This window comes from Pseudochelatococcus sp. B33 (assembly GCF_053570585.1).
Map to the genome: position 1 here is coordinate 21,425 of NZ_JBSEFH010000004.1, position 25,929 is coordinate 47,353.

At 63.5% G+C, this 25,929-nt stretch carries 27 protein-coding genes; 20 read left to right on the forward strand and 7 right to left on the reverse strand.

Translation table 11 applies throughout. The features are described 5' to 3' along the window. Nucleotides 1-56 precede the first annotated feature (56 nt). Nucleotides 57-446: a nuclear transport factor 2 family protein gene (locus ACUSIJ_RS05160; RefSeq protein ID WP_449307308.1), complete on the reverse strand. Its 390-nt coding sequence runs from the start codon at nt 444-446 to the stop codon at nt 57-59. Nucleotides 447-775: 329 nt separating this feature from the next. Between ACUSIJ_RS05160 and ACUSIJ_RS05165 the strand changes: the two genes are divergently transcribed. From ACUSIJ_RS05165 to ACUSIJ_RS05240, 16 genes are all read left to right on the forward strand, one after another. Continuing rightward, nucleotides 776-1,399 carry a TetR/AcrR family transcriptional regulator gene (locus ACUSIJ_RS05165; protein ID WP_449307309.1) on the forward strand — a complete coding sequence of 208 codons (624 nt, stop codon included), beginning with the start codon at nt 776-778 and terminating at the stop codon, nt 1,397-1,399. 24 nt (nt 1,400-1,423) lie between these two features. Then, nucleotides 1,424-1,867 carry an SRPBCC family protein gene (locus ACUSIJ_RS05170; RefSeq protein ID WP_449307310.1) on the forward strand — a complete coding sequence of 148 codons (444 nt, stop codon included), beginning with the start codon at nt 1,424-1,426 and terminating at the stop codon, nt 1,865-1,867. A gap of 46 nt (nt 1,868-1,913) precedes the next feature. After that, nucleotides 1,914-2,324, forward strand: coding sequence for an SRPBCC family protein (locus ACUSIJ_RS05175; RefSeq protein WP_449307311.1), 411 nt, complete (start codon nt 1,914-1,916; stop codon nt 2,322-2,324). A gap of 616 nt (nt 2,325-2,940) precedes the next feature. Next, nucleotides 2,941-3,375: an SRPBCC family protein gene (locus ACUSIJ_RS05180; protein WP_449307312.1), complete on the forward strand. Its 435-nt coding sequence runs from the start codon at nt 2,941-2,943 to the stop codon at nt 3,373-3,375. A gap of 29 nt (nt 3,376-3,404) precedes the next feature. Next, nucleotides 3,405-3,842 carry a Zn-ribbon domain-containing OB-fold protein gene (locus ACUSIJ_RS05185; RefSeq protein ID WP_449307313.1) on the forward strand — a complete coding sequence of 146 codons (438 nt, stop codon included), beginning with the start codon at nt 3,405-3,407 and terminating at the stop codon, nt 3,840-3,842. Continuing rightward, entirely contained in the window at nt 3,835-5,016 is a 1,182-nt protein-coding gene (locus ACUSIJ_RS05190; RefSeq protein ID WP_449307314.1) for a thiolase C-terminal domain-containing protein, read from the forward strand. The genes ACUSIJ_RS05185 and ACUSIJ_RS05190 overlap by 8 nt, the downstream gene beginning before the upstream one ends. A gap of 59 nt (nt 5,017-5,075) precedes the next feature. Beyond that, nucleotides 5,076-5,993, forward strand: a complete 918-nt coding sequence (locus ACUSIJ_RS05195; RefSeq protein ID WP_449307315.1) for a CoA transferase subunit A — start codon at nt 5,076-5,078, stop codon at nt 5,991-5,993. A gap of 65 nt (nt 5,994-6,058) precedes the next feature. Then, a complete protein-coding gene (locus ACUSIJ_RS05200; RefSeq protein ID WP_449307316.1) occupies nt 6,059-6,889 on the forward strand; it encodes a CoA-transferase in 831 nt (276 codons plus the stop codon). Nucleotides 6,890-6,979: 90 nt separating this feature from the next. Continuing rightward, complete coding sequence (locus ACUSIJ_RS05205) at nt 6,980-8,452, forward strand: aldehyde dehydrogenase family protein (protein WP_449307317.1); 1,473 nt, start codon at nt 6,980-6,982, stop codon at nt 8,450-8,452. 18 nt (nt 8,453-8,470) lie between these two features. After that, nucleotides 8,471-10,339, forward strand: coding sequence for an AMP-dependent synthetase/ligase (locus ACUSIJ_RS05210; protein WP_449307318.1), 1,869 nt, complete (start codon nt 8,471-8,473; stop codon nt 10,337-10,339). A gap of 55 nt (nt 10,340-10,394) precedes the next feature. After that, entirely contained in the window at nt 10,395-11,558 is a 1,164-nt protein-coding gene (locus tag ACUSIJ_RS05215) for an ABC transporter substrate-binding protein (RefSeq protein WP_449307319.1), read from the forward strand. A gap of 9 nt (nt 11,559-11,567) precedes the next feature. Beyond that, a complete protein-coding gene (locus ACUSIJ_RS05220; RefSeq protein ID WP_449307320.1) occupies nt 11,568-12,434 on the forward strand; it encodes a branched-chain amino acid ABC transporter permease in 867 nt (288 codons plus the stop codon). Between the two features lie 13 nt (nt 12,435-12,447). Continuing rightward, nucleotides 12,448-13,527 carry a branched-chain amino acid ABC transporter permease gene (locus ACUSIJ_RS05225; RefSeq protein ID WP_449307321.1) on the forward strand — a complete coding sequence of 360 codons (1,080 nt, stop codon included), beginning with the start codon at nt 12,448-12,450 and terminating at the stop codon, nt 13,525-13,527. Next, the gene (locus ACUSIJ_RS05230; RefSeq protein ID WP_449307322.1) at nt 13,527-14,336 is read left to right on the forward strand and encodes an ABC transporter ATP-binding protein; all 810 of its coding nucleotides are present in this window, start codon (nt 13,527-13,529) and stop codon (nt 14,334-14,336) included. The genes ACUSIJ_RS05225 and ACUSIJ_RS05230 overlap by 1 nt, the downstream gene beginning before the upstream one ends. After that, nucleotides 14,333-15,115 carry an ABC transporter ATP-binding protein gene (locus tag ACUSIJ_RS05235; protein WP_449307323.1) on the forward strand — a complete coding sequence of 261 codons (783 nt, stop codon included), beginning with the start codon at nt 14,333-14,335 and terminating at the stop codon, nt 15,113-15,115. The genes ACUSIJ_RS05230 and ACUSIJ_RS05235 overlap by 4 nt, the downstream gene beginning before the upstream one ends. A 216-nt stretch (nt 15,116-15,331) precedes the next feature. Continuing rightward, complete coding sequence (locus ACUSIJ_RS05240; protein ID WP_449307324.1) at nt 15,332-16,066, forward strand: TetR/AcrR family transcriptional regulator; 735 nt, start codon at nt 15,332-15,334, stop codon at nt 16,064-16,066. A gap of 63 nt (nt 16,067-16,129) precedes the next feature. Here the strand turns inward: ACUSIJ_RS05240 and otnC are convergent, their stop codons facing one another. The 6 genes from otnC to ACUSIJ_RS05270 are packed head-to-tail and all read right to left on the reverse strand — an operon-like array spanning nt 16,130 to nt 21,554. Beyond that, nucleotides 16,130-16,765: a 3-oxo-tetronate 4-phosphate decarboxylase gene (gene otnC / locus ACUSIJ_RS05245; RefSeq protein WP_449307325.1), complete on the reverse strand. Its 636-nt coding sequence runs from the start codon at nt 16,763-16,765 to the stop codon at nt 16,130-16,132. Further along, complete coding sequence (otnK, locus tag ACUSIJ_RS05250; protein WP_449307326.1) at nt 16,762-18,036, reverse strand: 3-oxo-tetronate kinase; 1,275 nt, start codon at nt 18,034-18,036, stop codon at nt 16,762-16,764. Before otnK ends, otnC begins: the two co-directional genes overlap by 4 nt. Beyond that, complete coding sequence (locus ACUSIJ_RS05255; protein ID WP_449307327.1) at nt 18,030-18,713, reverse strand: aspartate/glutamate racemase family protein; 684 nt, start codon at nt 18,711-18,713, stop codon at nt 18,030-18,032. Before ACUSIJ_RS05255 ends, otnK begins: the two co-directional genes overlap by 7 nt. Before the next feature lie 21 nt (nt 18,714-18,734). Next, on the reverse strand, nt 18,735-19,430 hold the full coding sequence (locus tag ACUSIJ_RS05260; protein WP_449307328.1) for a substrate-binding domain-containing protein: 696 nt from the start codon (nt 19,428-19,430) through the stop codon (nt 18,735-18,737). Continuing rightward, the gene (locus tag ACUSIJ_RS05265) at nt 19,427-20,713 is read right to left on the reverse strand and encodes an alpha-hydroxy acid oxidase (protein WP_449307329.1); all 1,287 of its coding nucleotides are present in this window, start codon (nt 20,711-20,713) and stop codon (nt 19,427-19,429) included. Before ACUSIJ_RS05265 ends, ACUSIJ_RS05260 begins: the two co-directional genes overlap by 4 nt. Nucleotides 20,714-20,741: 28 nt before the next feature. Beyond that, the gene (locus ACUSIJ_RS05270) at nt 20,742-21,554 is read right to left on the reverse strand and encodes an NAD-dependent epimerase/dehydratase family protein (RefSeq protein WP_449307330.1); all 813 of its coding nucleotides are present in this window, start codon (nt 21,552-21,554) and stop codon (nt 20,742-20,744) included. Between the two features lie 432 nt (nt 21,555-21,986). On the opposite strand from ACUSIJ_RS05270, the gene ACUSIJ_RS05275 reads away from it, so the two are divergent. The 4 genes from ACUSIJ_RS05275 to ACUSIJ_RS05290 all read left to right on the forward strand — a co-directional run bounded on the left by ACUSIJ_RS05275 (nt 21,987) and on the right by ACUSIJ_RS05290 (nt 25,923). Beyond that, entirely contained in the window at nt 21,987-22,649 is a 663-nt protein-coding gene (locus ACUSIJ_RS05275) for a cupin domain-containing protein (RefSeq protein ID WP_449307331.1), read from the forward strand. Between the two features lie 38 nt (nt 22,650-22,687). Then, nucleotides 22,688-23,932: a M20 family metallo-hydrolase gene (locus ACUSIJ_RS05280; protein WP_449307332.1), complete on the forward strand. Its 1,245-nt coding sequence runs from the start codon at nt 22,688-22,690 to the stop codon at nt 23,930-23,932. 251 nt (nt 23,933-24,183) lie between these two features. Beyond that, nucleotides 24,184-25,119: a substrate-binding domain-containing protein gene (locus tag ACUSIJ_RS05285; protein ID WP_449307333.1), complete on the forward strand. Its 936-nt coding sequence runs from the start codon at nt 24,184-24,186 to the stop codon at nt 25,117-25,119. Between the two features lie 12 nt (nt 25,120-25,131). Continuing rightward, the gene (locus ACUSIJ_RS05290; protein WP_449307334.1) at nt 25,132-25,923 is read left to right on the forward strand and encodes an ATP-binding cassette domain-containing protein; all 792 of its coding nucleotides are present in this window, start codon (nt 25,132-25,134) and stop codon (nt 25,921-25,923) included. Nucleotides 25,924-25,929 lie beyond the last annotated feature (6 nt).

Sequence of the window (25,929 nt, forward strand, 5' to 3'; positions counted from 1 at the left end):
GGCTGGCGCTCCGCGCTGTGCGGCTGTGCGGCGCCGGGTCGACGGCGATGCCGGCGTCAGCCCTGTCGAGCATCCCGGATCGGGCTTTCCGTGTGCAGGATGCATTTCCAGCTATCGCCTTCGCGCAGCCAGACGGTGCTGTCCCAGGCCTCGATACGCAGCTCCTTGCCCTCGTGGCGCGCCGTCTGGAGGATACGATAGGTCACGACGGCCGAAGCGGGTGTCGGAAAGACGACCCGCTCCTCAGACATCCGCCAGTCTACGATCTCCCACCCGGTGGAGTCGGCCATCTTGCGATATTCGTCAGGAGTGAAGCTGTGCGTGCCCTCGCTGCCGACGACGACGGCCCGTTCGGCCAGCATCTTCGCCGAGGTGGCATGATCACCTTCGGCCATCGTGCGCCAGTATTCACGTTCCAGTTTGAGGATTTCCGCGGCGTCAGGCATCGTCCGTTCCTATCATGTGCAATGGGTTCGGCTTGCGTGCTGTTCCAACGAGGAAAGCCGGCCGGGGGTTCCCGGCCCGTGGCCAGATACTTCAAGCGCCGTCAACGGCCGGGTGCCCGGACGCCCTTGCGGGGACGCACCCGAGCGGCCGTTGCCGAAGATCGCGTTCACCATCTCACACGGTCCGCGACGCGGTCGAGCCCGGGACGGAAGGGCATTGGCATTTGCCGTCACTTCTCGTTCCTTGCAAGCGATGAACGACCACGCGTCAAAATCTCGGTTTGACACAATACCGACCGGTTGGTATGGTGTAAAAAAGGAAATGCGAAATGGCTCGAAAACAGAACCCCTCAGCCCGGTCGAAATTGCTGGAAGCCGCCTTTGCCGTCATCCGCACCAAGGGATATGCCGCCACCACGGTCGACGACATCTGCGCCGAGGCTGGCGTCTCGAAAGGGGCGTTCTTTCATCATTTTGCCAGCAAGGAGGATCTGGCCGTCGCCGCGGCGGGCCATTGGTCGGAAGTCACGCGCGGTCTGTTCGAAAGCGCACCCTATCATGACGCCGATGATCCGCTCGAACGCCTGCTGGCCTATGTCGCGTTTCGCAAGCAATTGATTGAGGGCGCATTGCCGGAGTTCACCTGCCTCGTCGGCACGATGGTGCAGGAGGCCTATGGCACGAATCCGGCGATCCAGAAAGCGTGCTGGGACAGCATGTCGGGCCATGCGGCCACCCTGGTTGCCGACATCGAGGCCGCCATGGACCGATATGGCGTCGTGCGGGAGTTTACGGCCGAAAGCCTCGCGCTGCACACGCAGGCCGTCCTCCAGGGGGCGTTCATTCTTGCCAAGGCGAGTGGCGATCCGCAGCGCGCTGTCGACAGTATCGATCACCTTCACCGGTATCTGAAGCTGCTCTTCAGCCCGAAGATATCTGAACAACCCGAGTGAAACCGAACCGCAGGGAGAAAAACCATGCCCAACACCATCCGTCTGCACCGCGTCATTGCCACCAAGCCCGAGAAGCTCTATCGCGCCTTTCTCGAACCGGATGCGGTAGCGAGCTGGCTGCCGCCATTCGGGTATCTCTGTACCGTTCATGAGCTGGACGCGACAGTCGGCGGCAAGCACAGAATGTCATTCCGGAATTTCACCACGGGCCACGGCCACTCCTTCGGCGGCACCTATCTGGAACTCGTTCCGGGAGCACGCCTCGTCTACACGGACAGGTTCGATGACCCCAGCTGGCCGGGCGAAATGAAGGTCACGGTGAACCTGAAGGCCGTGTCGGTCGGCACGGAAATCGAGATCGAGCAGCAGGGTGTGCCGGACGTGATCCCCCCGGAAGCCTGCTATCTCGGCTGGCAGGATTCCCTCTACAAGCTCGCCAGGCTCGTCGAGCCCGAAATCAATCAGTAGGCGGGCGGACGTGTGCCTCGCCTCAACCGCCTAGGGGAGAGCGACAATGAGCCTTGAAAGAATCTTCGTCGAAACCACTGTCGCCGCACCGGTCGAGACGGTCTGGCAGGCCTACACGACACCTGAAGACATCATGCAATGGAATGCCGCCTCGGATGACTGGCACTGTCCCGCAGCCACCGTGGACCTGCGCGAAGGCGGCACGTTCTCCTCCCGCATGGAGGCGAAGGACGGGAGCGCGGGCTTCGATTTCGCGGGAACCTACACGAAAATCGTGGAACACGAGCGCATCGACTATACATTCGGCGATCGCACGGCGACGGTCGAGTTCGAGCCGGCCGACAACGCCGTTCTGGTCCGCGTGACCTTCGACCCGGAAACCGAATACCCGCTGGAACAGCAGCGCGGTGGCTGGCAGGCGATACTCGACAGTTTTGCCAGACACGTCCGGACCTGACCCCAAAACTGTAGTTTGAGCTCCGTGCCGAGACGGGCGAGCGCTGCCGACCATCAGGAGGAAGGTCCGCTCCGTCCCGCGTCAGCGACATCTTATCGCCGGTCACACCGCGCGAGCGCCGCATGGCCGCTCGCGCGGTGTGACCGGCTTCGTCATTGGGCGGAGAGCGGCCGTCTGTAACTGCGGACGCAACCCCGGAATGCCGCGGAGCCGGACATTCACGATGCGGCCCGACACCTCATGAGCCGCCACAACCCAGCTTGCAGGCGAAAGCTCGAACCGGTCAGCACCGATGTGGCCTGAAGCAGGCGGCCGCCATCCCATCCCATAAATTGATCCAGCCTCGACTCTTTCTCGCGCTTGACCAGAAAAACAGAATAGTGTTATACCAAATTTGCTGAGACGATCCGGACGCTCCGGGAGGGGCCCGAGATCGGAAGACCAGCCTGGAGCGCGTTCCGATCGAATGGAAACATTCGATCGAGAAGAATTCGCTCAGAGACAAAGAGTTAGGGCATGTCAGCGTTTCCACATGCTCTAAGTGAACCGGCAGTTCCAGAGCCGGTGCGCCGGTTCTGCTTTCATAAAGAACAAAGACATGCAGGGAGGTCGTCACTTGCCCCAGGTTTTCGTCAGCACCGTTATCAACGCGCCTATCGAGAGAGTTTGGCGTACCGTCGGCGACTTTAACGGCCTTCCGGACTGGATGCCGGGAATGAAGGCGTCGACCATCGAGGATGGCAAGGATCCGACCTCGGTCGGGGCGGTGCGTGCTCTGAAATTGGCGACGGGTGGCTCGCTTCGGGAGCGCCTGGAAGAATACTCGCAGGAAGACAGGCGGATCCTCTACTCGGTCCTCGAAGGGCCGCTTCCGGTGAAGAACATCCGGACCGGCATGAAGCTGCGGTCGATCACCGACACGCACGGCACGCTGGGCGAGTGGTTTTCCGAGTTCGAGACCGAGTCGGGCAAGGAGGATGAAGGCGTTGCATTCATGCGCAGCGTTTTCAATGCCGGCTTCCGCTCGCTGAAGCGCCACCTTGGCGTGTGACACCCCGTTCCGAACTTTCGGGCAGAGCCATGAAACTCCTCGATCCGACAATCCTGCGCGTCTTCGACGACGCATCGACCGAGCCTTGCCTGCTCGGCGCCCAGTGCGGCCACTGCGGCACGGTGGTATTCCCGCAGATGCCGGTGTGCCCGTCCTGCCTCCGTGACGACATGATGGAGGAGGCCGAGATCGGCCGCAGGGGCGTGCTTTACAGCCATACGATCGCGCATTTCGCGCCGGCAGGCTTCAAGGCTCCCTATTTCCAGGGCTTCGTCGACCTGCCCGAGGGACCGCGCATCTTCACGCTGATCAGTTCGGCATGCCCGGTCGAGCATGGCGTGCTCGAAGACGGCATGGCCATGCGGCTTGTCGTCGAGCCGCTGGCCGACACGCCGGAAAATCGCGAGGCCCTGACCTACAAATATGTGCCGGATACCCGGTCCGGCGGGAAGGCATCTCATGCGTGACGTTGTCATCCTGGGCGTCGGCGCGCATCCGAGCGGCCGATTTCCGGAGAAAGCCCTGAAGGACCTCGCCTTCTCCGCGATCAGAGAGGCGTGCTCGGATGCCGGTGTCGGTGCCCGGGACATACAGGTTGCCTATGTCGGCAACTCCCTAGGCGGTCTCCTGACGGGTCAGGAGGGTGTCCGCGGGCAGGTCATGCTCCAGCATGCGGGCATCACCGGCATTCCGGTCGTCAATGTCGAGAATGCCTGCGCGAGTGCAGCGACGGCCTTGCGTGGCGCCTGGCTGGAAGTCGCTTCGGGCGCCGCCGACGTCGCGCTCGCCGTGGGTGCGGAGAAGATGTTCATCGGCGATTCCGCGCGCACCGTCGCGGCGTTGAGCGCGGTGTCGGAAATCGATCTTTCCCGGATGGGCATGCAATTCACCACGAGCTACGCGATCCATCCCAAGATCAATCTCAAGGGCCGGATGAAGGAATATGGCTGGACCATGGAGGATCTCGCCAAGCCGGCAGTGAAGAACTCCGCCAACGGGGCGCTCAATCCGATTGCGCAGCATCGCCGGGGGTTGTCGATCGAGGAGGTCGTCCAATCGCGCGTGGTGGTCGAACCCCTGACGCTGCTGATGTGCTCGTCGATTTCCGATGGTGCTGCCGCGGCCGTGCTGTGCGCGGCCGAGCTTGCGCCCCGCTATACCAGCGACCGGCCCATACGCATCGCCGCCTGCGTCTTGCGCTCCGGCGCCTACCGGCTGCCTGACGACGGCCGGGAGGACTCGGCGGCGGTCTCGGCGAAGGCGGCGTATGAGCAGGCGGGCATCGGTCCGCAAGACATAGGGGCGATTGAACTGCATGACGCGATGGCGCCGGCCGAGCTCATGCTTTACGAGCGCCTCGGCCTCTGCGGGCCGGGTGAGGGGCCACGCCTGATCGATGAAGGCGTCACCAGGATCGGCGGCCGGCAGCCCGTCAATCCCAGCGGCGGCCTTTGCTCGCGCGGACATCCGGTAGGGGCGACCGGCCTCCTCCAGATTGCCGAACTGGTGTCGCAGATGCGCGGCCGGGCGGGACCGCGCCAGATAGAACGCCCCCCGAAGGTGACCATGGCGCAGAACCAGGGAGGACTTCTCCTGGGGCAGGACTCCGCCGTCTACGCCTGCACGATCCTGTCGGTCTGAGCTTCCTCTCAGGCGGCGCAACCGAAGTTCAACCAGAAACAGAATCAAGGAAGCAGACAGTGAGCAACAGAAAACGCAAAGAGGTCGTCTTCTCGATTCAGGACGCTGCAGCCAGGATCGAGAGCGGTATGACAATCGCGATCGGCGGTTTCGGCGCCGACAACCATCCCATGACGCTCGTGCGCGAGATCATCCGGAACGGGACCAAGGACCTGACTGTCATTGCCTCGGCGACCGCCGGCCTTGAAATCGACCTGCTGATCGGGGCGGGCTGCGTAAGAAAGCTCATCGCCCCCTATGTCGGGCAGGAGATGTACTGTCCGATCGGCCACAACTTCCGCAAATATGCCGAAGAGGGCAAGCTCGAAATCTGGGAGTGCAGCGAGTACATCCTCTATGGCGGCTTCTTCGCAGCCGCCTCGGGATCCGAATTCTTCGCCTGGCGCGGCGGCGTGGGCACGAGCATTCCCGAACTCAACAAGGACATCGTCGAGTTCACCGATCCGATCGGCGGCAAGAAGAAGATCCTCGCCGTGCCGCCGCTGCGTCCCGACTGGTCGATCATCCATGTCGGCTGGGCCGACTGCTACGGCAACGGCCAGCATCTCGGCGCCCGTTTCGGGGACCGGTGGATAGCCCGCGCGGCGGCCCGCATCATGGTTCAGGCCGAGCGGATCGTTCCGAATTCGGTGATCCGCCGCAACCCCTTCATGACGACCATCGCCTATGCCGACTGCGTCGTCGAGGCGCCTTACGGCGGCCATCCCTATGCCGCCCATGGTTTCTACAAGGAAGACGTGGATTTCATCCAGGACTACGTGAAGTCGAGCGAGGCCAACCGCAAAGGCGACAGCAAGACGTGGGAGGAATACCTCGATCGCCACGTCCACAGGCCGAAAGATCACGTCGAATATCTGGAAACCGTCGGTATCCGCAAGCTGCTCGATCTCTATACCCATCCGATCGTGAACTGGTGAGCACACCAATTGCGGCACATGCACGGCAAGGCACATGGACAACAAGAATGACAGAGGCTTAGGTGATGAGCGACTATTCCTGGAAAGAAATGATGGCCGTGGTGTTCGCGAGGGAGATCGAGGATCATAACAAGATCACCTCCGGCGCCCACACCGAAATCTTCTTCGCCGCAACGATGCTGGCGCAGAAGATGCACGCCCCGAACCTGAAGCTCCAGCTTGGCGGAAGCGTCACGCTTTGCAACGTCGTCGACATAGATGTCGTCGAACTTCCCAAGACATCGACGGGCTACGAGCTCATCCGGTACGCCGAATCCGTGCACGATCATCCCGACACGTTCCTGTTCTATGGGGCGCCCGGCGGCAGCAGGTATTACGAGGAGGGCAGCGACCTCCAGCACGTGAACCATTTCTGGTTCGCCGACAAGTTCTTCGTCGGCGGCATCCAGGCGGACCGCTGGGGCAACACCAACATGATCGGGCTGGGCAGCGCCGAGAAGATGACCTTCCGCGGTCCGGGCACGATCGGCATCAACGACATCGCCGTGGGGGTACGGGACACTTACGTGTTCCTGACCGCGCACGACAAGCGCCGGCTCGTCGAGAAGGTCGATTTCATCTCGCATCCCGGCAAGAAGATCTGTCGCGAGAACGACTTCGACGGCGACGGGCCGAAATGGATGGTCACGCCGAAGTGTATCTTCGACTTTGATCCTGATACACTGGATGCTCGGCTGGCAAAGCTCTTCCCCGGCGTAACCGTGGACGACGTGAAGGCCAATACAGGCTTCGAGGTGAGGAGCGCGGATTACGTCGAGAGTATCGCTCCGCCGTCGAAGGAGGAACTCGAAATTCTTCGTAACGAAGTCGACAAGACTGGTGTGCTTCGCCACTGACGTCGAAAACGGCCCGCCGACGCGGCGCATCGTCGCCGCCGGACCGAACGGGCCGATCTGCCCCGCAGGTCGATGAGAAAGGACAGCGCCATGAGTCAAGCAACACAAACGATAGCCGAAACCGCCAAACCCGAAACCTGGGGCGCGCTGATCAACGGCGAGTTCGTGCCGGCGGAAAACGGCCGGACATTCCCCACCTACAATCCCGGTAATGGCGAGATTCTCGCCTATCTGCCGGACAGCGACGAAGCGGATATCGACCGCGCGGTCCGGGCCGGCCTCGCGGCCTTCCCGGGCTGGCGCCGGACGACCGGCGCGGCCCGGGCGAGGCTGTTGAACAAGCTGGCGCAGCTCGTGCAGGCCAATGCGCAAAAACTCGCCGAGCTCGAATCGCTCAATGCCGGCAAGCCGATCAGGGATTCCCAGGCGATCGACGCCGTCACGGCCGTGGATGCGCTCGAGTATTTCGCCGGGATGGCGACGAAGATCCAGGGCGACACCGTCCCGGTGCCCGGCCCGTATATCAACATGACGCTTCGCGAGCCGCTGGGGGTCATCGGCGGCATCATTCCGTGGAACTTTCCGCTGTTGCAGGCGGTCTGGAAGATCGCTCCCGCCATCGCGGCCGGCAACACCGTCGTGATCAAGCCGGCCGAACAGGCCTGTCTGTCGGTGATGTATCTCGGGAAGCTCGTGCAGGAAGCCGGCTTTCCGCAAGGCGTCGTCAACATCGTGCCCGGCTTCGGCGCTACCGCCGGTCTCGCGCTCGTCCAGCACCACATGGTGGCGAAAGTGATGTTCACCGGCAGCACCGAGACCGGCAGGCGCATCGCGGCGGAGGCGGCATGCACGCTGAAGCCGGTGGGTCTCGAACTCGGCGGCAAGTCGGCCGTTATCGTGTTCGAGGATGCACCCGTCGATCAGGCGGCTTCGGTGGCGGCTAACGCCATCTTCTCGAACATGGGGCAAGTGTGCACCGCGGGCTCCCGCCTGCTGGTTCACGAGAGCCTGCACGACAAGGTGCTCGAGAAGATCGTCGAACGCGCCGGAAAGGTACGGCTCGGCTATCAGATGGACCCGAACACGACGATGGGCCCGCTCATTTCCGCCAAACAGAAGGAGAGGGTCGAAAGCTATATCGGCAATGGCAGGAACGATGCCAGGCTCGTCTACGAACATCCGGTGCCGGACGGCCTGCAGGGCGGCCACTTCGTGGGACCACACATCTTCGACCAGGTCGAGAATTCCATGAAGATCGCCCGCGAGGAGATTTTCGGGCCTGTGCTTTCGGTCATCACGTTCAAGGAGGAAAGCGAAGCGCTGGCGTTGGCGAACGACAACCCCTACGGACTTGCTGCCTCGGTGATAACACGCGATATAGGCAAGGCCATGCGGGCGGTGCAGGCGTTCGAAGCCGGCAACATCTGGGTGAACACCTGGGGTGCGGTCAGTTCAATGGCTCCTTACGGCGGCTACAAGAACAGCGGCTACGGACGCGAGATGGGCTTTGCCGTCATGCGCGAGGTCACCCAGGAGAAGAACGTATGGGTCAGTGTCCGATGATCCGGCAGTCGAGGCACCATGATGGCCAAGCGCTACAACAGGCTGCGTGATCAGGCGCTCTACGAGCGCAGCATTCCGCAGCTCTTCATCGAGCGCTGCGCCGCAACGCCTGAGGCGGTTGCATTCCGGTACAAGGACATGGGCCTCTACCAGGAAGTGACCTGGGAGACCTACCGCCGCGACGTGGCGGAATTCCTGGCCGGACTGCAATCTCTGGGCCTCAAGCGCGGCGACCGCGTGGCGACCATGTCGGACCCGTGCCGCGAATTCCTCATCGCCGATATGGCTGCGATGAGCGGCGGGGCCATTTGCTACGGCATCTATACGACTTGCTCGATCCCTGAGGTGGAGCATCAGCTCATCGACGGCGGTGCCAATATCTTCCTCGCGGAAGATCAGGAGTTCGTCGACAAGGTGCTGCAGGCGGCCGATGGCATGCCGCAAATCAGGCATATCGTCGTCTTCGATGTCCGCGCGCTCTTCCACTACGACGACCCGCGGATCATCAGCTTCGCGGAGGTCATGGAACGCGGCCGCGAGCGGCTGGTAGGTCGCGGCCACGAGCAGTTCCTCGGCGAGCACGCCGATAGGGTTCGTGCCGAGGACCTGGCGGTGATCGTCTACACATCCGGCACGACCGGTGCCCCGAAAGGTGCGCTGCACGACCACGTGTCGCTGATGTGGGGTTTCGGCAATGCCTATCTGGAGGCTTTCCCGGAACTGAACGATGGGACGCATCGGGCCATCTCGCATCTCCCGATGGCGCATCTGATCGAACGGTCAATGTCGATCTGCCTCCCCCTGGTCGCGGATGTCGTGCCGCACATCGGCGAGGAGGTCGAGAATCTGATGGGCACTCTCTACGAGGTGCAGCCGACGTTCCTCAATGTCGTGCCGCGCATTCTCGAGAAGCTTTCCGCGCAGGTGGTCACCGGCATCCAGCGAAGCAGTCCGGCGAAGCGCCGCGCCTATGAATGGGCGGTTGCGGTCGGCCGGCGGTATCGACAGGCGCAGTGGGAGGGCAGGCGGCCGGGCGCCGGAATCGCCGCAAGCTACCGGCTCGCGCAGGCGCTCGTGTTCCAGCCGATGCTGCGCAAGATGGGGTTGCCCAAGATCCGCAGCATCCTGTGCGCCGGGGCGCCCCTGCCGGCGAAGGTGCATGAACTGTGGGAGATCTGGGGCGTGAACGTCCGCAATCTCTACGGGATCACCGAAGGTGGCTACGTCCTTTGCCAGACAGGCACGTTCCCCCATCCCGCGCGCGGTGGCGCGCCGATCCCTCCGCGTCAGGTACGATTGGGTCCCGACGGCGAACTGTTCGTGCGGGGGCCGGGGTTGTTCCGTGGCTACTGGAAAAACGAGGCCGCGAGCAAAGCCGCCCTGCATGACGGCTGGCTCTGTACCGGCGATATCGCGGAAGAGGCGATTCCCGGACAATTCCGCATCGTCGATCGCAAGAAGGACATCATGATCACGAGCGGGGGCAAGAACATCGCCCCGAGCGAGGTCGAGAACCTGCTGAAGGGAAGCCCCTATATCAGCGAGGCCATCCTGATCGGGGACGGCATGAAATTTGTCAGCGCCCTTATCGAGATCGATTTCGGGACCGTTTCCGAATGGGCGCGGCAGAACCGGGTGATCTACACGAGTTTCAACTCGCTCGTGGAACGGCCCGAAGTGATCTCCCTCATCGAGAAGGAGATCGAAGCAGCGAACGGCCAGCTCGCACGTGTCGAGCAGGTCAAGAAATTCCGCATCATCCCCAAGGAACTGGATCCCGAGGAGGGGGATACGACGCCGACTCGGAAGGTGAAGCGGAAGCACATGCAGGCAATGTTCGGGGATCTGATCCACGATATGTATCGGGAGGAGAAGGTACCGGTCTGACAAGACACAACCGCCATGCGGCGGCAGAAACAACGACAAACATCGGGGGGAAACGATGACGAAACTATCTATGGCCGCCTTTGCGGCACTCATGGCATTGGCCGCGCCGGCTGCCGCGGATTCCTACAGACTCGGCTATATCACCGATCTGTCCGGTCCGCTCGCCGGCTCCTATACACCGGTCTGGGAGGGGTTCGACCTCTACATGAAGGCCCGCAACGCGGCAGGCGGGATCAACGGCAAGCAGATCGAGACATTCCTCGACGACGACGGGCTGCGGGCGGACCGCTCCGTCGCCGCAGCCAAGAAGCAGATCGAGCGTGATCAGGTCATCGGCATCTTCGGGCTGAGCCTGTCTTCCACGCACGCGCCGACCTTCGCGGAAACGCGCCGGGCCGGCGTTCCCGTCGTCACGTCCTTCAGCGGCATTCTCGATGCGCTGCCGCCGGCCCAGCCTTATTCCTACAGCACGGGCGTCATGTTCGAAGTCGCCGGTGAGGCGATCGGCACGCTGAGCAAGCAGATTGCCGAAAAGGGCAAGGTCGTCGGCGTCACTTTCGACAGTGTCGGGGGCCGGGCGGCGCTGCGACACAACCGGCTGATGGCGCAGAAGCTGGGCTATGACTGGGATGAAGTGATCTTCCCCGTAAGAACGGCGGACTTCACACCGTTTGCCCAGTCGATCGCCGCCATGAACCCCGATATCGTTGTCGGGCACTATGGCGCCGAGCAGAATCTCGGCGTGATCGCGGCGCTGCGCCAGACCGGCTATGCGGGCCCGTATGTCATCGCCTCCTACGGCGCATCCGAGGCGACGGTGCGGCAGGCCGCCGAACAGGCCGGCGATCCGGAAAACCTTTACATGGTCTCACGCTATGCGCCGGCAACGGACGATGCGCCCGGCATCGCCGCGCTTCGCGAGGCGGCCACGGCAGCGGGGATCACGCCGACGAGCATGCACGTCACCGGCTGGGCGCTCGGCATGGTGGCCGAGGAGGCGCTCAAGATCTGTGGTGCGGACTGCGACCGGGAAGGTCTCGACAAGGCGATCCAGCAGGTCAAGCTCGATACGCAGGGGTTGACCGGCGGGCCTATCGAGATGTCAGCGGAAGATCACTACGGCCCGACCTTCTGGCAACTCTACAAGTGGGATGGCGAAAAGCTGGTCGGTGCCGGCGAATGGTATCGCCAGGACACGCTGGAATTCCTCGGACAGTAGGGTGCTGCAATGGAACTGGTCCTGAGCACGCTGGTCCTTGGGACCATCTATGCGCTGTTGGCGGCAGGGATCGTCGTCATCTACAAGGCGTCGCGGGTGGTCAACTTCGCCCACGGCGAACTGGCGATCGTCGGCGCCTATGTCTTCTATTCGGTCAGCTTGATGATGCCGGGCCGATCGATCGTGCTGACGATCGCGGCTACTGCCCTGGTCAGCGCGGTCTTCGGTCTGGCGGTCTATGCCGCGCTGATGCGGCGCCTCATCGGGCAGCCGACATTCGTCGCGGCGATGGTGACGATCGGCCTTGCGATCATCCTCAAATCGATGATCGTGGTGTTCTGGAACTCGCGCAGCGTCGGTCTCAACATCGTGCGCGAAACGCTCGTCGTCTTCGAAGGCGGTGGACGGCTGACGATGATGGACGTCATCACGCTTGCAGTCGGCGCCACCTTCTTCGCCGCGATGTTCTTCTTCTTCAGGTTCACGCGTCTTGGCCGCCATTTCAGGGGTGCGGCGGAAAATCCGCTGCTCGCAAGCCAGAGGCAGGTCAATATCAACCTGATCCTGAGCATTGCCTGGGGCACCGCCGTGTTCTCGGCGGCGCTGGCGGGCGTTCTGTTCGGCGCGCGCTCGATCCTGACCCCGCAGAGCATCATCATCGGGCTCAGCGGCCTCACCGCCGCCCTCGTTGGCGGACTGGACAGCTTCCGTGGCGCGCTGCTCGGGGGTTATCTCGTCGCGGGCTTCAGCTACGCGACTGCGCGCCTCGTCGATCCTGCTCTGAGTGAAGCGGTGCCTTTCATCATTCTGCTCGTTGTCATGACATGGCGGCCCTGGGGCGTCTTCGGCACGCGCGAAGAACTCAACCGGGTCTAGGAGTCCCATCATCATGCTGACTTCCAGTCCGTATCTTCGTGTCACTTTCGCCGAGACGAACGAACTCGTCCGCGAGCCTTACCAGAAGGTGCTCGTCGCCGTGGCCATGGTGACGTTGCTGGTCCTGCCCGTTCCGGCCGGCCCGTACACGGTCCATTTGCTGAACCTCACGCTGCTGGCCGTGATAAGCGCGGTCGGCTTGAATCTGCTGACGGGCTATTGCGGGCAGGTATCGCTCGGCCATGCGAGTTTCATGGCGATCGGCGCATTTACCACCGCAATATTGGTGAAAGGCTATGGCGCACCTTTCTGGCTCGCGATCCCGCTCGCCTGTGTCGCAGGCGGTGCGGTCGGTTTCCTGGTCGGTCTTCCGGCGTTGCGCTTCCGCGGCATCTATCTTGCGATCACGACGCTCGCCATGCATTACGCCATCATCTTCGTGCTGACGGCCTATCAGGCCAATATCGGCACGAGCGCGACCGCCGGCATATCCATCGAGGCACCGTCGCTGTTCGGCTTCCATCTCTACGGCGGGGTGGCCTGGTACTACGCCTTGCTCGCGATTGCCGCCGCCGTCGTGCTCTTCGGGCTCAACCTGGCGCGGTCCCATATCGGTCGCGCCTGGGTGGCGATCCGCGACCGCGATATCGCCGCCGCCGCCATGGGCGTGAATGTCACCCGATACAAGCTGCTTGCCTTCGTTACCAGCGCTGCGCTCGCCGCGCTATCGGGCAGCCTCGGGGCCTATTTCACCGGCGTGGTGACCGTGGAGGCCTATACGCTCGAACTTGCCATTCTTTCCCTTGCCATCATCATCGTCGGGGGTATGGGCTCCATTCTGGGTTCGATCTTCGGGGCGCTGTTCATCACCCTGCTTCCCTTCCTGATCGACGCCGGCTTTGCGGCGCTGCCCCGGGGGTGGCGGCCCGGCACGACGTCGTTCGGCTTGCAGGAGGCGGCGATCGGCATCACGATCATCTTCTTTCTTCTCTTCGAGCCCAAGGGTCTGATCGAAATCTACCGACGCGTGGCCGAGTATTTCGAGCGCTGGCCTTTCCGCTATCGCGAGATCCAGCCGGGAGGGCGGCGCTGATGGCCGACATCGAAACCATTGGCGGAGCCCCGCTGCTCGATGTGCGGCAGCTCGAGGTGGTATACAACCGCGTGGCGACCGCCGTGCAGGGCGTCAGCATATCCGTTCCGCAGCATGAGATCGTCGCGCTGATCGGAACGAACGGCGCCGGCAAGACGACGACACTGCGGGCGATATCGGGGTTTCTCTCCTCCGAGGACGTCGCGATCACTGACGGGTCGATAAGGTTTGACGAGCAGTCGATCGCCGGGAAGCTGCCGCACGAAATATCGCGTCGCGGTGTCATCATCGTCCCCGAGCGGCAGAAGCTTTTCGAAACGCTGAGCGTTCAGGACAATCTCCATTTCAATCTCACCCGCAGAAACCGGGCCGTTCGCGATCAGGTCTACGCCTATTTCCCGCGTCTCGCGGAGCGCCGCAGTCAGGTGGCGGGCCTGCTCAGCGGCGGCGAGAAGCAGATGCTCGCCATCGGAATGGCGCTGATGTGCGAACCGAGATTGCTTCTGGTCGACGAGCTTTCCCTGGGCCTCGCGCCGATCGTTACCGAGGAGATCATGAGCATCCTCCAGATGATCAATGCTGATCTCGGATTGCCGATGCTCATTGTGGAGCAGAATGCGATGGCCGCTCTGCGCATCGCGTCGTTCGGCTACGTGATGGAAGGGGGGCGCGTCGTCTTCAAGGGTCCGGCGTCCGGGTTGATGAAGCACGACGACATCAAGGAGTTCTATCTGGGCGGTTCCGGCGGCGCGACGCGCAGCTATCGCGACTTGAGACAATACTCGCGCAAGCGGAGGTGGTGGGGATGACGAAACCGCGCGGCGCCAGGCTGGAAATCGACGAGGTCACGTTGCGCTTCGGCGGGATCGTGGCGATCAACGCGGTCAGCTTCACGGTGGAGCCGGGCGAGTTGGTGGCGATGGTCGGCCCCAACGGCGCGGGCAAGACGGCGATGCTCAACTGCATCAACGGGATCTACCGGCCGACGCGAGGCGACATCAGGCTGGACGGCGCGAGCGTCGTCGGCCGGCCGCTGCACGGAATGGTCAAGTTCGGTATCGGCCGGGCGTTCCAGCATGCCGAGCTTTTCCCCTACCTGACGGTGACGGAAAACCTGTTGACGGGCTGTCACAGCCAGTTCCGGTCGAATCTGTTTTCGGCCGGCTTCTATTATGGCGCTGCGCGGCGGGAAGAAATCGAGCAGCGGGCCAGGGTGGAAGCGGTCATCGACTTCTTCGAACTCTATCGGCACCGGGACGAAGCCGTCGGGGCCCTGCCATACGGCGTCCAGAAGATGGTCGGCGTCGCGCGCGCCCTGATGATGCAGCCGAAGCTCCTGCTGCTGGACGAACCCTGTACCGGCCTGATCCGCGAGGAACGCGAGAACCTCGCCCGGTTCCTGATGCGCATCTGCCACGAACTCCGGCCCACCGTGATATGGGTGGAGCACGACATGCAGATGGTGGCCGATCTGGCCGACAGGGTGGTGGTCATGAACCATGGTGCCAAGACGGCCGATGGACCGCCGGACGCGATCAGACGCGATCCCGAGGTGATCCGGGCCTATCTCGGCCAGGCGGCCCATTGATGCGGCTGCGCCATGGCCGACGTTCCGGCGGGCGCTCGAACGGAGAGGATATGCGAAAGGCTGATTGATTTTGGTGTTACGGTATTCTAGAAAGCGTGTCATCAGAGTTCAGCCATGACTCGATTCATGGGGTGATGTTTGCGTTGGCTTGCGGCTTCGTCGGACGGTCGCCGGTACCTCGGTATCGCGCTGCCGGGTCCGATGCGGCGTAGAGCTGTGGAGCATGACGCCAGACTGACGAGCCGAAACGCGCAAAGGGAACCGGGCATGCCCGCCAAGACGTCCGCCAGAAAATTGTCGAGCCTCAGCGCCAATCAGACAGCCAATATTCCAACCACCATCAAGAATCCCGAAAGGGTCGCTCATCGTCGAACCGAGCTTATCGACGTCGCGACCAAACTCTTTCTCGATCACGGATTCCACAATACGTCCATCCGGGACATCGTCAGGGCGTGCTCGTTCAATATCGCCAGTCTCTACATGTACGTTTCCTCGAAGGAGGACATACTTTATCTAGTTGCGCAGGACCTGATGAACAACATCCAGCGCGAGCTGGAGGAAACCAAACTTTCGAAAACGTCCCCGCGCCGATCCCTGGAGATAGGCTTCGCCAGCTATTGCAGGATCGTCGACAGGCTGCGTCGCCCCATCCGCCTCCTCTACCGCGAGGTCGGCCGTTTGCCTCCGGAACTGCGCTCCAATGTCATGGCAACCGTGTCGGATGTCGTCAGTTTCTTCGAGAAGATCATCATCGACGGGATCGAGCAGGGAGTTTTCCGCAAGGTTCCATCGCGCGCAGCCGCCTTGCAGGTGCTGTTCTCCGCCCACATAATCGCCTTGCATACGCGTGAAATCAGGGAGATCTTCGAGCTCGAAGACTACATAAAGTACCAGAAGAAGGCGATGCTGTCGGGCTTGCTCGCCAAGGCGCCCTCAGGTCCGGATACCTGAGGCGGACGTGCTTGCGCCGGCTTGCCACGATGATCCTGGGGTCTGCGCCTTGCGGGCCGGCGTTCAGGGCTCGCCGTAGCGGGCCCGAAGCGCTGCGATCTGCTGTGCGCTCAGGTGGCGCGGGCTTTCCCTGCGCAGCAGCATCTGCAATTTCGCGCTTTCCTCGAGCTCCTCGGCCGCGAAAACGGCGGATGCGAAGTCCGGACCGCTGACGACCGGCCCGTGATTGCCGAGCAGCACGGCGGCATGGCGTCCTTCGAGGCTGCGGATCAGCGCGCCCGTTTCCGGACTGCCGGGCATCGTATACGGGAGATACTTCAGGCGGCCCACGCGCATGATCGGATAGGGCGTGAGGGGTTCCAGACAGTCGTCCTCGTCGGCGGGCGCGAGGCAGGAGAGGGCGGTGGCGTAGGTCGAATGCAGATGGACCACCGCCTTGGACTGCGGGCGCGTCTCATAGAAGGCGAGATGGAGCGGCAACTCCTTCGACGGCGGCAGGCCGTCCACGTGCTTTCCCGCACGGTCGATCTTCGAAAGGCTGGCGGGGTCGAGATGGCCGAGGGATGAATTGGTCGGCGTGATGAGGTAGCCGTCCGCAACGGCGGCGCTCAGATTGCCCGCCGAACCGACGGAATAACCTCTCTCGAAGAGAGAGCGCGCAAGCCGGGCGATCTCTTGTCTCAGGTCGGCTTCGGTCATCCCGCCGTCTCCATCATCGCGAGGGCCTTGTCGAAGAAATCGACGTCGCCGAAGTTACCGGACTTGAGGGCAAGCGCCATGCGGGGGTTGCCAGTCGAGATGAGGATCGGAACTCCCGGATCGATTTCCCGCGCGATGGCGAGAGGCCCCAGTCCGAGCGCCGAGACCACCGCACCCGACGTCTCGCCGCCGGCGACGACAAGCCGACGCACCCCGTCCGCAACAAGCCGCTGCGCCACGGTTGCGAAAAATCCGTCGATGGCCGCCGAGACGCGTGCCGCGCCATGCTGAGCCTGGGTCTGTCTGACGGCAGCGGGTTTGGCCGACGTGAACACCAGCGGTGCTCGCCCCTCGTTTTGCCGCAGGAATGCGACGATATCTGACGGGTTCAGGCGGTTCTCGATGATGGCATGCACGTCCAGGGCGCGGACGGGATGGAGATGCGCGTGACGCTCCACTTGCTCCAGCGTTTTTCCGGAGCAGCTGCCGGCGAGGATGGCCTCGGGTCCCGGAACCGCCGACGCCTGCGGCGTGCTGCCTTGGGCTGCGCCGGAGCGAATGAAGTTGCGGGGCAAGCCCATGGCGATGCCGGAGCCGCCGGTGACCAGCGGACGGCCCGCGCAGGCCGCACCGATCGTGACGAGGTCCTCGTCGCGAATGGCGTCGACAATCACCAGCGTTTCTCCGCCCCCGGCCGCCACATCCAGGGCCGCCGCGACGGCTTCCGCACCATGGAACACGACGCCGGCCGGAACCAGACCCACGGGCGCGCCGGACTGCCGCCGGAGCCACCGCCGGATGTCGGCGTCGGTCATCGGGTTGATGGGATGGTTCTCGAGGCCGGATTCATTGAGGAGCCTGTCGTGAACGAACAGGTGGCCCTGATAGACCGTGCGGCCAGCCGCCGGGAAGGCCGGGCACGCGACGACCCCGCTCACCCCCATGGCCCCCGCCAGGGCCTCGCCGACGGGACCGATGTTGCCTTGGGGCGTGGAATCGAACGTCGAGCAGTACTTGAAAACGGCCTGCCGGCAGCCGTTGCGTTGCAGCCATTCCAGCGCGGCGAGGGATTGTGTCACGGCATCTGCCGCCGGAATCGACCGGCTCTTCAGGGCGATGACGCATGCCTCCTCGTCCGGCCCGGGATTTTCCTGCGGCACGCCGAGATACAGGGTGGTGCGCAGCCCGCCCTCTTCTCCAATCCCCTTGGCGAGGGTGTTGGCGATATCGCTCGCGCCGGTGAAGTCGTCCGCGATGACGCCGATCAACATGGCTTGCCGCCGGTCCGCTGCGTGACGAGGCGCCTCATCTGCTGGACCGCCGCCTGGGGCGCCGTCAGCACGGGAGTGGTGACCCGCGCCCGGACGGCCTCGGCGGCGACCGAGGTTGAAAAATGGGCGAGCATGATGGCGTCCATGTCCTTAAGCTCCGGCGCGCGCTCCGCCACGAGACGGTTGTGGGTCTCCCGGTCGCCTTGCCGCAGGCGGTCGATGGCCGCCTCCACGAGGATCGTGGTGAGGCTGGCGTCGGGACGGCGGCCGCCGGCATAGGCGGAGAATTCGGCTTCCATCGTCGCAACCGAGGGGCCGAATGTCGCCAGCATGCCGATGCGGCTGCCTTGTTCCAGGGCAGCCGCGAACATCGCCTCGTTGGGCTTCACGACCGGGATCGGAAGCGCGTCCGCCAGCCGCTCGATCGCCGGGCCGAACGCCGAGCAGGTCACGAGGATGCCGTCCGCGCCAATGAGGTGGGCATATCGCCCCAAGGCCACGAAGCGCTCGATGAGCGTCTCGGACAGCGTGTCTGCCTCCCTGGCGCGATCGATGGTCAAGCCATCGTCGAGAAGATTGACGGTTTCGGCTTCCGGCCAGTCCGAGGCGAAAGCCGCCTGAACCGGTGCCATGGCGACCGGTGTGGCATGGAGAAGGACGATCCGCGGCTGTGCCATTTCAGTCTCCCGGCAGGCGCGTTATCGGCGCGGCGACAAACCCGCGTCCGTGTAGGCCGCCATGGCCGCAGCGGACGACAGGGCGGCGACCAGTTGCTTCGCGTTTTCCGGCCGCCGGGACGAGCGCAGGACGGCGGTGGAGAAGCCGGTGACGCTGGCAATTTCCTGCGGGAACGGACCCACGACGTCGATGCCGTCCACCATGGTCAGTTCGCTTATCTGCTGGACCGCGAGATCGGCTTCTCCGCTCACCAGCTTCTCCGCCGTCAACCCCGAGGGAATGACCACGGCCTTCTGCCGGACCGCGTCGGCGATGCCCAGGCGCTCGATGAGTTTCTCAAAATAGATGCCGCTCGCTCCCGCCCTGGAATAGGCCACGGCCCGGCAGGACAGGATAGCCTGACGGAACGCGTCGGTCGTGCCGATGTCGGGCTTCGGCTGGCCGCCCAGCACCGCAAGCCCCACGGTGGCGTCCGCGAGAGCGAAGCGTGTCTCGGGGATGAGCAGTCCCCGTGCGGCAAGATCGTCGATCGCTTCGTCCGCAAGCACGACGACATCGCCCTCGGCCCCCTCGTCGATCCCCTTCACGATCAGGGTGGTGGGGCTCCACCGCGCATCGACCCGGACGCCGGTTTCCCGTTCGAAGGCAGGAATAATCACCGGTTCTATCGCTTTCTGAAGCGCAAACCCGCTCATCATGATCACTGCGTCGGTCATATGCTTTCCCTCCGGTTGTCCTGTTTTCGCTTGTCGTGCCGCGGCGCAAGATAGTCGGCATCGAGCTCGGAAAGCGCGTTAAGCCCCAGAAGCGCCATGTCGCGACTCACCTCCTCCTGCAGGATGCTGCTTGCGTGAACGACGGCCTCCACATTGCCGACAGCCGCGGCATAGAGATATGGCCGGCCCACGAAAACGGTATCCGCGCCCAGCGCCAGGGCCTTGAGCACGTGGCTTCCCCGCCGGATGCCACCGTCGATCATGATCGGCAGGCCTGGCATCGCATCCCGGATGCGCTCGAGCGCGTTCAGGGGGGCCAGCGCATAGTCGAGCTGGCGGCCGCCATGGTTCGAGAGGATCACCCCGTCCACTCCGATCTCACGCGCCAGCCGGACGTCGTCCACGCGAAGCAGGCCCTTGATGACGAGCGTGCCGCGCCACAGACGGCGGATCAATCTGACGTGGTCCCAGGAAAACCGGTCGCGGTCGCTGAAGTTGCGCACGAGGTTGCGCGAGAACATCGGCGGGCCTCTTTCCGCCTCCATGTTCTCGAAGTGCGGAATCCCGCGGTTCAGAAAGGTGCGGCAGAGAGTGGCGATCAGCCAGCGCGGATGCAGGGCGCAGTCCAGCGCCACGCGCGGCGTGATCCTGATCGGCATGCTGTAGCCGTTGCGAACGTTGTTCTCGCGATTGCCGGGCACCGGCGTGTCGGCGGTCAGGACCAGGGTCTCGTAGCCTGCCCGGGCGACACGCTCGACCATCGGAACAATGCGGCGTTCGTCACCGGCGAGATAAGCCTGGAACCACGCCCGCGGATATCGGTGCCGCACTTCCTCCAGGGTGATCAGCGAGGAGGCGCTCATGATCATGGGCTGGTTGACCCGTGCTGCCGCTTCGGCAAACGCCAGGTCGCCGCAATAGGCGGCGATGGCCGCGCCGCCCATCGGCGCGATTCCGAACGGCACGGAATAGCGATGCCCCAGGAGGGTCACGCTCGTGTCCCTGCCGGCGACATCGCGCAGCGCGCGCGGAACGAAGGTATAGTCCTCATACGCCTCGGCGGCCCAGCGCATCGCGGCCCCCGTCTCGACGGCGCCGGCAATGAAGCCGCGAATCATCCGCGGAAGATAGGAATGCGCCGCGCGTTCGAAGTCGTCGAGCGACAGCATATGGCTCCAGCGCGGCGACGGCGTGGCGGCATGAACCGGAGCGACGGGCGTGCTCAGGTCGGCCGGCCGGAGACCCGCCCCCGCGCAATCGAGGTTCGTTTCGTGCTGTGACACACCGCAATCCTCTGCACGCGTGGCCTTGCTAACTGATTCTGTCGATCGATCCATCGAACTCTGCCGCACAGAAGGGGCCACCCTGGAAAACCGCCGTGACAGGGTCTTCCCGCATGGCGTCTTCGCTCAACTCGGCTGCGTAGTCCTCCGCGCAGTCTTGCGGCGCATAGCCGATCTTCCGGCCTCCGGGGTTCTCGTACCATACCCGCTTGTTCGCCGAGATGCCGTAGACCACCTCGAAGTGGATGTCCTCGGCGGTCAGACAACTCAGGGCAAGACGGCCCATGTCGGCAGGACTGAGCCAGAGGCTCAGCATCCGCCGGTTCGTCGGCCGCGGCCTGAACTGGCCGATGCGCAGGCTGATGGTCTCGATACCATGCTTGTCGGCGTAGAGACGTCCGACGGCCTCGCCGAACACCTTGCTGATGCCGTAGCGGGAATCCGGCCGTGGCGGCTCCCCCTGTCCGATGGTGCTCGTTCGGCGGTAGAAGCCCATGGCATGATTGGAACTGGCGAAGACGACCCGCTTGGCGCCCTTCACCCGGGCGGCCTCGTAGATGTTGTATGTCCCGTCGATATTGACGTTGCGGATGTTCTCCCACGTGTCCTCGAGCGGGATTCCTCCCAGGTGGTAGACGATGTCGATCCCCTCCATCGCCTTCATCGCACCCTCGGGATCGCTCAGGTCGAAGGCGCAGGATTCCTCGTGTGGAGCCTGCGGCTCGATATCCTTGACGTCACTGCACCGCAGGAGGCGGCAATGCGGGCGCAGAGCGTCGCGAAGGACGCTTCCGATCTGGCCCGCGGCTCCCGTGATCAGAATTGCGTTGAAACGGCTCATGACTTCCCTTCGCCTGGAGCTGATGTGACAGGAGAGGATGAGACCACCCCGGAGAGGTCCTCGTCCATGGGGCAGCGACGGCTGAGAAAGCGCTTACAAAAAACTCTAAAAACCGCCCGCCGGGATGTCAAGCGATTCCGAGCGGTAGCGGCAGGCACGCGGGCGGGGTCTCCCGGCGAAAGATCGAGTCGGTGTTGCGCTTGCGGACCATTGAGCAGCCATGGATTTGCGGCTTTTCGCAGATGCGGCGGTGTTTCCCGGGCGGCAGTGGCTGTCGGGCCCGCAGACGATAATGTCCGGACAGGCCGGTTGACAAGCCTCTCCTCGTCGCGCAAGCTTGAAAGCGTTTTCTTATCGCGCCGTGCGGCGCATCGCCGGCGCCATGGGCCCGGCGATTGATGAACGGAAGGTGGAGACACAATGGGAACGCTCATGAAGTTGGCTTCGCTGTCGACTCCTCCACAGCGTAACGAGAACCATCGGCTTGTCCGCGTCGTCTTCTCGAACAGTGACCTCGTGGACAGCAACATCATGGGGGTGGAGCAGTCGATCTACTTCGCCTCGGGCAGTTCACCGGTGCATGCCGAGAGCCCGACGGAAGAGATCATCTACTTCCGCCGCGGTCGCGGAAAAGTCCTCCTCGGCGATACCTATGTCGACGTCGGGCCGGGAAGCGCTGTCGCCATTCCGACGGGCATCGAGCATCATGTGGTGAATTCGGGCAAGGATGTTCTGGAGCACATCCTGATCGGTGCGGCCATCGGCGATCGCCCACCGGAGAGGGGGTACAAGGCCCAGCCGGGCGATTGTCTGCCGGAGGACCAGTCTCGGCTTCTGAGCCGCCTCGAATGCCGCCGCATGACGATCGCCGAGGACGAAAGCAGTGCGCCGTCCGATTTCGCCGCACACGAAAGCGTCTATACCATCTCCGCAGGCTTCGCGATCGCTCATGTGAAGCTGGCAGGGACTGAATACGAATGGCAGTACGCCCTCGATGCCTCCAATTGCATCTGGATTCCGCCGGGTGTTCCCCATTACTTTCGCAATATCGGCGATACCCAGCTCCAGCTCGTCCAGTTCCAGTGCCGGACCTGAGGCTTGCGTGACTATAACCCTATTGCGAAAGGACTGCCGTGACGACATTGCCGCAAATCAACGGGAGCCGTCTGTGGGCAGCCCATATGGCGCTCGCGGAAGTGGGCCGTATTCCGGGCGACGGGGTGTGCCGGCTGGCAGCCTCCGAAGAGGACAAGGCCGGGCGGGATCTCTTTGCCCGCTGGTGCGCGGACGCGGGACTGTCGGTCCGGGTGGACAAGATCGGCAACATGTTCGCGCGGCGGGCGGGACGGGATGGGTCCCGGGCTCCGGTTCTGATCGGCAGCCATCTCGATTCCCAGCCTACCGGCGGACGGTTCGATGGCGCATTCGGCATCCTGTCGGGGCTTGAAATCGTCCGCACGCTCAACGACGCGGGCATCGAGACCGAGGCGCCGATCGAGATCGTCAACTGGACCAACGAGGAGGGTTGCCGTTTCCAGCCGTCGAGTCTCGGTGCCGAAGTGGCCGCCGGGCACATTCCGCTCGAAGCGGGGCTCGCCGCCGAGGACGAGCACGGTATCAGCCTCGGACAGGCGCTGGACCGCATCGGATACAGGGGCGACGCCGAGATCGCGCTGACGGCCAGCGCCTATCTCGAAGGGCATATCGAGCAAGGCCCGATCCTCGAGGAACAGGGGGATGCCGTGGGCATCGTCCAGGGGGCCGTCGGTGTCAACGGCTATACCGTCACCCTGATCGGCCGCGAGGCCCACACCGGCACCACGCCGGTCGCCCGCCGGAAGGACGCCCTCTACGGCGCGGCCCGCTGTATCACCGAGGTCCGCGCGCTCGCTCTGGAGTTCGAACCGGATGGACGCGCCACGGTGGCCAGGATCCTGGTCGAACCCAATGCCCGCAGCGTCGTCGCGAGCAAGGCCGTCTTCACCGCCGACTGCCGCCACCGGTCGCCCGCGGAGCTCGATGTGATGACCCGGCGGCTCAAGCGGATCGTCGAGGAGGTCGCCGCAGAATGCGGCCTGGACTACACCATGACACCCTATTGGACTGTCCCGCCGCGCACCTTCGCTCCCCAGTGCGTGGAAGCGCTGGAGGCGGCAGCCTCCGCGCTCGGCCTCAGGCAACGGCGCATGGTGAGCGGAGCGGGTCACGATGCGATTCCGCTATCGGCAGTGGTGCCTACGGCGATGGTCTTCGTGCCGAGCAAGGACGGGATAAGCCACCACGTTTCGGAGTACACGGCGCCCGAGCATCTCGAGGCGGGCTGCAACGTTCTTTTTCGGGCGGCGGTCGCACTCGCCGGTCCCGCGGCCGGCAGATAGACTGGTTTCCGGCCGCTGCAAGGCGATCGGGGAGCTGAATCTTTCGGCGCGACGAGCATCGCGAGCATGTTGACAGGGTCCGGGCCATCATGCACACTGACCGTTCTGAAAGCGTTTACATGACTTGTCGCAAGGCAGGTTCGCCCGACAAGGCATTGGGTCGGGATGACAAACCGCGAGCGGGATCCGCATGACTGCCGCTCAAATAGTCTCAAAAAATACTCAATAATATCAAATATCCAGAGGGTGCGATGAAAATCACGTCATTTACGGCACGCATAGCGGCCACTGCTGCGCTTGCGCTTCTCGTTGCCACATCGGCTTCGGCACAGCAGAAGCGGATCGCTCTCGTTCAGGCCCACCAGGAATCCCGTTTCCGCATCGATCTCAATCAAGGGGCGGAAGATGAGGCCAAGAAACTGGGCGTCGGACTGACAATATACAACGCCAACAACAACCCCGCCTGGCAGAACGATGCCATGGAGACCTACGTCAACGACAGGGTCGATGCCATTCTCGTTCTCGCCATCGATGCCAACGCCATCAAGCCGTCCATCGAGGATGCGGTGGAGGCGGGGGTTCCGGTTCTCGCCGTCGATACGGTGGTCGACGGCAAGAACCTTGCCAATGTCGGCGTCGACAACAGGGAAGCCGGAAGGGACATCGGCCGTCGCGTCGGTGAGTACATCAAATCGACCGGCAAGAACGAGGTCGGAGTTGTCGGCGCGCTGAACTCGTTCATCCAGAACTTGCGGATGGATGGTTTCAAGGAGGGACTGGCCGAAGTGGCGCCGGACGCGCGCATTGTCGGCTCGGTCGACGGCCAGAACATTCAGAACATCGCCCAGAATGCATCGGAGGGGCTGCTGGCGGCCCATCCGGGCCTCGCAGTCGTCTACGCCACCGGCGAGCCTGCCCTTGTCGGCGTCATCGCTGCCCTGAAGGCGCGCAACGCGACCGACAGGATCAAGCTGTTCGGCTGGGATCTGAATGCGCAGGTGATCGAGGGGATCGACGAGGGCTGGATCGACACCGTCATTCAGCAGGAGGCCTACAAGATGGGCGCCACGGCCGTTGCGGCGGCTGTCGATGTCCTGAACGGGAAGACCATTCCGGAGACGGTGAGCGTGCCTGTCTCATTCGTCAGCAAGAGCAACGTGGACGAATTCCGCGCGCGCTTCAAGTAGGGGTGGAAGCCGATGCAGAGTGACATCGAAGTCGCCGTGCCCGACCGTCCGCGCGTGGAAATGCGTGGTATCACGAAGACGTACGGCCCCATCCGTTCGCTGCGCGGTGTCGACCTCACGCTTGCGCCGGGCGAGGTGCTCGGATTGGTGGGTGACAACGGGGCGGGCAAGTCGACCTTGACCAAGGTGCTGTCGGGAGCCGTGCTTCCCGACAGCGGCAAGATCCTCATCGACGGGCAGGAGGTCCGTTTCAACAGCCCGGCGGATGCCCGGAAAAAGCGGATCGAGATGGTCTACCAGGACCTCTCTCTATGCGATACGGTGGACGTGGCCGGGAACCTGTTCATGGGCCGCGAGATCACGCGGTCGATCGCAGGCGTTCCGCTTCTCGACCACAAGGCCATGCATGCCCGCGCCCAGCAGATGCTGCAGGGGCTCGGCATCCGCATCCCCGATACCCATGCGCTCGCGGGGAACCTTTCGGGCGGGCAACGCCAGGCGATCGCCATCTCTCGCGCGATCTCCTTCGATCCGCTCGTCCTCATCATGGACGAGCCGACTGCGGCTCTCGCCGTCGCGGAGGTGGAGGCGGTTCTCGAGATCATCCGCAACGTCAGCCGGATGGGCGTCAGCGTGATCCTGGTCACGCACCGTCTGCAGGATCTCTTCCTGGTCTGCGACCGGATCATGGTCATGTACGAGGGAAACAACGTCTCTACCCCGAAAACGTCGGAAACGAGCCTCGCCGAAATCGTCGAACTGATTGTTGGCCACAAATTCGAGGCCGCATCAGCCCGCGCATGAGAGAGG

Coding starts and splice junctions, on each gene's coding strand:
- ACUSIJ_RS05270 (WP_449307330.1), bottom strand. CDS start 21,554: ATGAGCCGTTTCAACGCAATTCTGATCACGGGAGCCGCGGGCCAGATC.
- ACUSIJ_RS05165 (WP_449307309.1), top strand. CDS start 776: ATGGCTCGAAAACAGAACCCCTCAGCCCGGTCGAAATTGCTGGAAGCC.
- ACUSIJ_RS05230 (WP_449307322.1), top strand. CDS start 13,527: ATGGCCGACATCGAAACCATTGGCGGAGCCCCGCTGCTCGATGTGCGG.
- ACUSIJ_RS05210 (WP_449307318.1), top strand. CDS start 8,471: ATGATGGCCAAGCGCTACAACAGGCTGCGTGATCAGGCGCTCTACGAG.
- otnK (WP_449307326.1), bottom strand. CDS start 18,036: ATGTTGATCGGCGTCATCGCGGACGACTTCACCGGCGCGAGCGATATC.
- ACUSIJ_RS05205 (WP_449307317.1), top strand. CDS start 6,980: ATGAGTCAAGCAACACAAACGATAGCCGAAACCGCCAAACCCGAAACC.
- otnC (WP_449307325.1), bottom strand. CDS start 16,765: ATGACCGAAGCCGACCTGAGACAAGAGATCGCCCGGCTTGCGCGCTCT.
- ACUSIJ_RS05225 (WP_449307321.1), top strand. CDS start 12,448: ATGCTGACTTCCAGTCCGTATCTTCGTGTCACTTTCGCCGAGACGAAC.
- ACUSIJ_RS05220 (WP_449307320.1), top strand. CDS start 11,568: ATGGAACTGGTCCTGAGCACGCTGGTCCTTGGGACCATCTATGCGCTG.
- ACUSIJ_RS05255 (WP_449307327.1), bottom strand. CDS start 18,713: ATGGCACAGCCGCGGATCGTCCTTCTCCATGCCACACCGGTCGCCATG.
- ACUSIJ_RS05235 (WP_449307323.1), top strand. CDS start 14,333: ATGACGAAACCGCGCGGCGCCAGGCTGGAAATCGACGAGGTCACGTTG.
- ACUSIJ_RS05190 (WP_449307314.1), top strand. CDS start 3,835: ATGCGTGACGTTGTCATCCTGGGCGTCGGCGCGCATCCGAGCGGCCGA.
- ACUSIJ_RS05160 (WP_449307308.1), bottom strand. CDS start 446: ATGCCTGACGCCGCGGAAATCCTCAAACTGGAACGTGAATACTGGCGC.
- ACUSIJ_RS05275 (WP_449307331.1), top strand. CDS start 21,987: ATGAAGTTGGCTTCGCTGTCGACTCCTCCACAGCGTAACGAGAACCAT.
- ACUSIJ_RS05185 (WP_449307313.1), top strand. CDS start 3,405: ATGAAACTCCTCGATCCGACAATCCTGCGCGTCTTCGACGACGCATCG.
- ACUSIJ_RS05215 (WP_449307319.1), top strand. CDS start 10,395: ATGACGAAACTATCTATGGCCGCCTTTGCGGCACTCATGGCATTGGCC.
- ACUSIJ_RS05285 (WP_449307333.1), top strand. CDS start 24,184: ATGAAAATCACGTCATTTACGGCACGCATAGCGGCCACTGCTGCGCTT.
- ACUSIJ_RS05175 (WP_449307311.1), top strand. CDS start 1,914: ATGAGCCTTGAAAGAATCTTCGTCGAAACCACTGTCGCCGCACCGGTC.
- ACUSIJ_RS05290 (WP_449307334.1), top strand. CDS start 25,132: ATGCAGAGTGACATCGAAGTCGCCGTGCCCGACCGTCCGCGCGTGGAA.
- ACUSIJ_RS05260 (WP_449307328.1), bottom strand. CDS start 19,430: ATGACCGACGCAGTGATCATGATGAGCGGGTTTGCGCTTCAGAAAGCG.
- ACUSIJ_RS05200 (WP_449307316.1), top strand. CDS start 6,059: ATGAGCGACTATTCCTGGAAAGAAATGATGGCCGTGGTGTTCGCGAGG.
- ACUSIJ_RS05170 (WP_449307310.1), top strand. CDS start 1,424: ATGCCCAACACCATCCGTCTGCACCGCGTCATTGCCACCAAGCCCGAG.